The 5,314-nt window shown below is 44.1% G+C and carries 1 protein-coding gene and 1 pseudogene; one reads left to right on the forward strand and one right to left on the reverse strand.

Features of this window, described 5'->3' with window-relative positions; all coding sequences use genetic code 11:
- The coding region (locus tag M1V25_RS10050; protein WP_498843194.1) for a beta strand repeat-containing protein at positions 1-5,237 on the forward strand (5,237 nt) is incomplete at its 5' end.
- Here the strand turns inward: M1V25_RS10050 and M1V25_RS10055 are convergent.
- Positions 5,213-5,314 (reverse strand): annotated as a pseudogene (locus M1V25_RS10055) (IS5/IS1182 family transposase); the annotation flags it as partial. The gene M1V25_RS10050 and the pseudogene M1V25_RS10055 sit on opposite strands and share 25 nt — an antisense overlap.

The following is a 5,314-nucleotide window of genomic DNA, read 5'->3' on the forward strand; positions in this document are numbered from 1 at the left end:
AAGCATTAAGTAACACAGGGGATATTTTATTCTATGGCTGTAACGTTGCCGAAGGGCAACAAGGTCAAGCGTTTGTGGAAGCATTAAGGTCATATACAGATGCGGATATTGCGGCATCTATTGATACTACAGCAAGTCAAGATAATGGAGGGGATAGCATACTGGAATATGGACAAGCAATAGACAATAGTGAGATTCTTCATTTTGAGGGTTATGCTTATCGCTTGGATGCGCCTGTGATTGTGGTTGGAGCAATTCACACTAACATTAGTCAGTTAGGTGGAGATATCAATGGTGAAGCGGCAGGCGATACATTCGGTGGCTCAGTGTATTCTAGTAGTGGAGTTTCTTTAAGTGCCGATGGCAATACCATGGCAGTTGGTGCGATGAATAATGATAATGCTACTGGTCATGTACGGATATATATCTGGAGTGGGACTACTTGGATTCAAAATGGAGTCGATATTGATGGTGAGGTGGCAGGAGAGCAATCTGGAATATCAGTTTCGTTAAGTGCCAATGGTAATATTGTTGCCATTGGGACTAGAAACAGTGATAAAACACGAATATATGAGTGGAATGGCAGTGCCTGGATAAAAAAGGGGGGTGATATTAATGGTGAAGCGGCAGGGGATCAATCTGGTCATGCCGTTGCTTTAAGTTCCGATGGTTTGACGGTGGCAATTGGGGCTCCTAGTAATGATGCAGACAATAGGGGCCATGTGCGGATCTACAGCTGGAATAGCATGACGTCAACCTGGGATAAATTGGGGCAAGACATTGATGGTGAGGCAGCAAATGATAAATCTGGTTCTTCAGTGAGCTTAAGTGCCGATGGCAACACCGTGGCAATTGGGGCACCTAATAATAGCAGTAGTGCCGGCCATGTGCAGATATACAACTGGGACAGTGGTTTAGGCTCTTGGGTACCGAAGGGACTTGATATTGTTGGTCAAAGTGGTAGTCCAACAGGAGATCAATCTGGTTCTTCAGTGAGCTTAAGTGCCGATGGCAATACCGTGGCAATTGGAGCAACTCGTAATGATGTTAATAGTATTGCTGATTCCGGAGCGGTACGGATATATAAGTGGAATGGCAATGCCTGGGTAAATAAGGGCTTGAATATTACTGGTGGTGAAGCATCAAGTGATTACTTTGGCTATTCCGTGAGCTTAAGTGCTGATGGTAACACGGTGGCAATTGGAGCGCCTGGCAATGATGGAACGACAAACAACCTTAGTGATAATAGAGGTAGTGTGCGGATCTATAAATGGAATGGCAATAACTGGGACAAATATGGAGCAGATATTGATGGTAGAGCATTGGGGAATGTCTTTGGTTCTTCAGTCTCTTTAAGTGCGGATGGCAGCAAAGTAGCAATTGCGGGACCTTATCACAACAGCAACAGAGGTATGGTTGCAGTGTATAGTGTGATTCCGCGCTATACCGTCAATGAAGATACTACACTTGCGATGAATGATATTTGGCTAAACGATATTGATGGTAATGTGACGAGTGCGCGTTTACAAGTCACTAACGGAACATTGAATGTGACGTTATCAGGAGCGGCAGTGGTGAGCCTTGGCGCCAATGGTAGCAATGATTTAACGATAAGCGGCACGCAAACGGAAATCAATGCAACGCTTGTAAGTTTAAGCTATCGAGGTAATCTTAACTTTAACGGTAGTGATACCTTGACGCTTACAGCGACCGACAGTGGTAGTTCAAGTGCGGTGCAGTTAATCGGTATTACGGTCAATGCTGCCAATGATGCCCCTACCGCGATGGATAATACAGTGGTGATGAATGAAGATAGCAGCTATGTTTTTACGGCGAATGATTTTAACTTTGCTGATTTGGATGGTAACACACTTGCCAGTGTTAAAATCACTACTCTGCCAATGGTAGGCAGTTTGAGACTAAATGGTGTAGCAGTAACTTTGAATCAAGTGATCACTAAAGCGAATATTGATGCGGGTTTATTGACTTTTACCCCTGCCAATAATGGCAATGGTAGTAATTATGCCAGTTTTGGCTTTAAGGTAAATGATGGTGCGATTGATTCTGTGTCCACCTATACGATGAGTATTGATGTCACTCCCGTGAATGACGCGCCAGAAGTATTACTAGGCGGAGCTGCCTTTACTACAAGTAAATTAGGTGCGGATATTGATGGTGAAGCGACAGGTGATCAATCTGGTAGTTCTGTGTCATTAAGTGCCGATGGTATGACAATGGCAATTGGTGCACGTAATAACGACGGCAATGGTGGTGATTCTGGTCATGTAAGAATATATAGCTGGAATACCTTAACTTTAGCTTGGGTTCAAAAGGGTGCTGATATTAATGGCGAGGTGGCTGGGGATAATTTTGGATTGTCAGTCTCTTTAAGTGCAGATGGTAATACGATAGCGATTGGTGCTAATGCTAATGACGGCAATGGCAGTAATTCAGGTCATGTAAGAATCTATAGCTGGAATGGTGCGAATTGGGTACCAAAAGGCGGCGACATTGATGGTGAGGCAGCAAATAATTACTCTGGAGAGTCAGTTTCGTTAAGTGCCGATGGTAACACTGTGGCAATTGGTGCGCCTTATAATGATAATGCCAATGGCATTGATGCGGGTCATGTAAGAATCTATAGCTGGAATGGTGCGAATTGGGTACCAAAAGGCGGCGACATTGATGGTGAGGCAGCAAATAATTACTCTGGATCGTCAGTATCTTTAAGCGCCGATGGCAATACCGTGGCAATTGGTGCGTCTTATAATGATGGCACGACAGGAAACGCAAGTGACGATAGAGGTCATGTACAGATCTACAGTTGGAATAGTGTGACGTCAACCTGGGATAAATTGGGGCAAGACATCGATGGTGAGGCGCCAGGTGATAGATCTGGTTTTTCAGTATCGTTAAGTGCTGATGGTTTGACAGTAGCAATTGGTGCGTATAATAATGATGGCACGACCGGAAACATTACAGACAATAGGGGTCATGTACGGATCTACAGCTGGAATAGTGTGACGTCCACCTGGGATAAATTGGGGCAAGACATCGATGGTGAGGCGGTAGGAGATTTTTCTGGCTGGTCAGTGAGCTTAAGTGCCGATGGCAATACCGTGGCAATTGGTGCGTATAACAACGATGGCACAAGCGGATCATCCGGTGATAATAGAGGTCATACACGGATATATAAATGGAATGGTACAAACTGGGTAAAGTATGGAGCAGATATTGATGGTGAGGCGGCAGGGGATTTTTCTGGATCGTCAGTATCGTTAAGTGCTGATGGTAATATGATAGCAATAAGTGCGACTCAAAATGATGGTCCGGGAGGCAGCACAGATAATAGGGGTCATGTGCGAGTATATAGTTTAATTCCACGCTATACAGTGAATGAAGATACAGCCCTTGCGATCAATAATATTTCGATTAATGATGTGGATGGTAATTTGTCAACTGCACGTTTACAAGTCACTAACGGAGTGTTGAATGTGACGTTATCAGGAGCGGCGATGGTGAGCCTTGGCGCCAATGGTAGCAATGATTTAACGATAAGCGGCACGCAAGCGGAAATCAATGCAACGCTTGCGAGTTTAAATTATCAAGGTAATCTTAACTTTAACGGTAGTGATACCTTGACACTCACCGCAACCGACAGTGGTAGTTCAAGTGCGGTGCAGTTAATTGCGATTAATGTCAATGCTATCAATGATACCCCTGTCGTGACAGCGCCAGTGATGAATATCGTCCTTGAAGAAGGGCATGATTTAACGTTCAATGGTGCTAATCTCATCAGTGTATCTGATGTCGATGCAACAGAATTGTCAATAGCGCTTAATGTAAACGATGGGATATTAATTCTTTCTTCTGTTAGTGGCTTAACGATCACAAACGGCAGCAATAATAGTAATCTAGTTGAGTTTCGTGGGACGTTGTCTGCGATTAGTGATGCCTTGACGGGCATGATTTATCGCCCTAACGCCAATTTTACTGGTAACGTAAACTTAACAATTATCGCCTCTGATATGGGACAAACAGGTTCAGGCGGAACACAATTGGCAATTAAGAATGTATCCATAGACGTGATGGGATTTAACCAACCGTTTATTGAGCTTACGGGGGCACTTTTTGATATTCGTCAACTGGGTGCGGATATTGATGGTGAAGCAGGCGATCAATCTGGCTCATCTGTGAGCTTAAGTGCGGATGGCAGTACCTTAGCGATTAGCGCGCCTTTTAATGATGCCAATGGGATTACGGAGTCCGGTCGGGTGAAGGTATACAGCTGGGATAGCATTTCAGGATCATGGATACAAAAAGGAGATGATATCAATGGAGAAGGGCTATTGGATCACTCTGGTAGTTCAGTGAGCTTAAGTGCCGATGGTAATACATTCGTTGTTGGGGCACCGCGTGTGGGCAACTTTACTGGGGAGATGCGGGTCTATAGCTGGAATAGCGTAACGTTGACCTGGGAACAGAAGGGATCTGAGATTTTCGGTGATTCAACCAATGTCAACTTTGGTGCAGCGGTATCGATCAGTGCTGATGGTAATACGGTGGCAATTGGTGCGCATGCTAATGATAGTAATGGTATCCAGGATTCTGGTCAGGTGAAGATATACAGTTGGGATGAGGATAACAGTATCTGGGTACAAAAAGGAGCAAATATTAATGGTGATCAATTTCTCGAGCAGTCAGGCTATTCTGTGAGCTTAAGTGCCGATGGGGATACCGTAGCAATTGGCGCACCTTACAATGATACTGTCAATGGCACTGATGCCGGTCAGGTACGGATCTATAAGTGGAATGGCACAAATTGGATCCAAAAGGGTGGAGATATTGAAGGTGACGCTCAAGACGATTACTCTGGCTGGTCAGTAAGCTTAAGTGCCGATGGCAATACGGTGGCAATTGGCGCATACTTATATGGTATTGCTAGCAATGATAACGTTGGTCAGGTACGGATCTATAAATGGAATGGCAGTAACTGGATACAATATGGCATAGATATCGATGGTGAGTTTACATTTGATGAATCTGGTTATTCCGTGAGCTTAAGTGCCGATGGCAGTACGGTGGCAATTGGTTCACGGAACAATGATGGTGCTGGTAGCGATGCAGGTCATGTAAGAGTATATAGACTGATTCCGTTGTATGAAGTCAATGAAGATGCACCACTTGTCATCAATAGAGTTCTTTCCAAACCTCAATTAGTCAATTCAAAGTTGTAAATTCCCGTTATTAAATTAAATCGAAGTCCAAACCTTTTTCGTCTATTCCGATATTTGTCGGCAATAATTTTAAAACG

Source organism: Candidatus Nebulibacter yamunensis, assembly GCF_024208055.1.
In the GTDB taxonomy this organism is placed as follows: domain Bacteria; phylum Pseudomonadota; class Gammaproteobacteria; order Francisellales; family Francisellaceae; genus Caedibacter; species Caedibacter lacustris.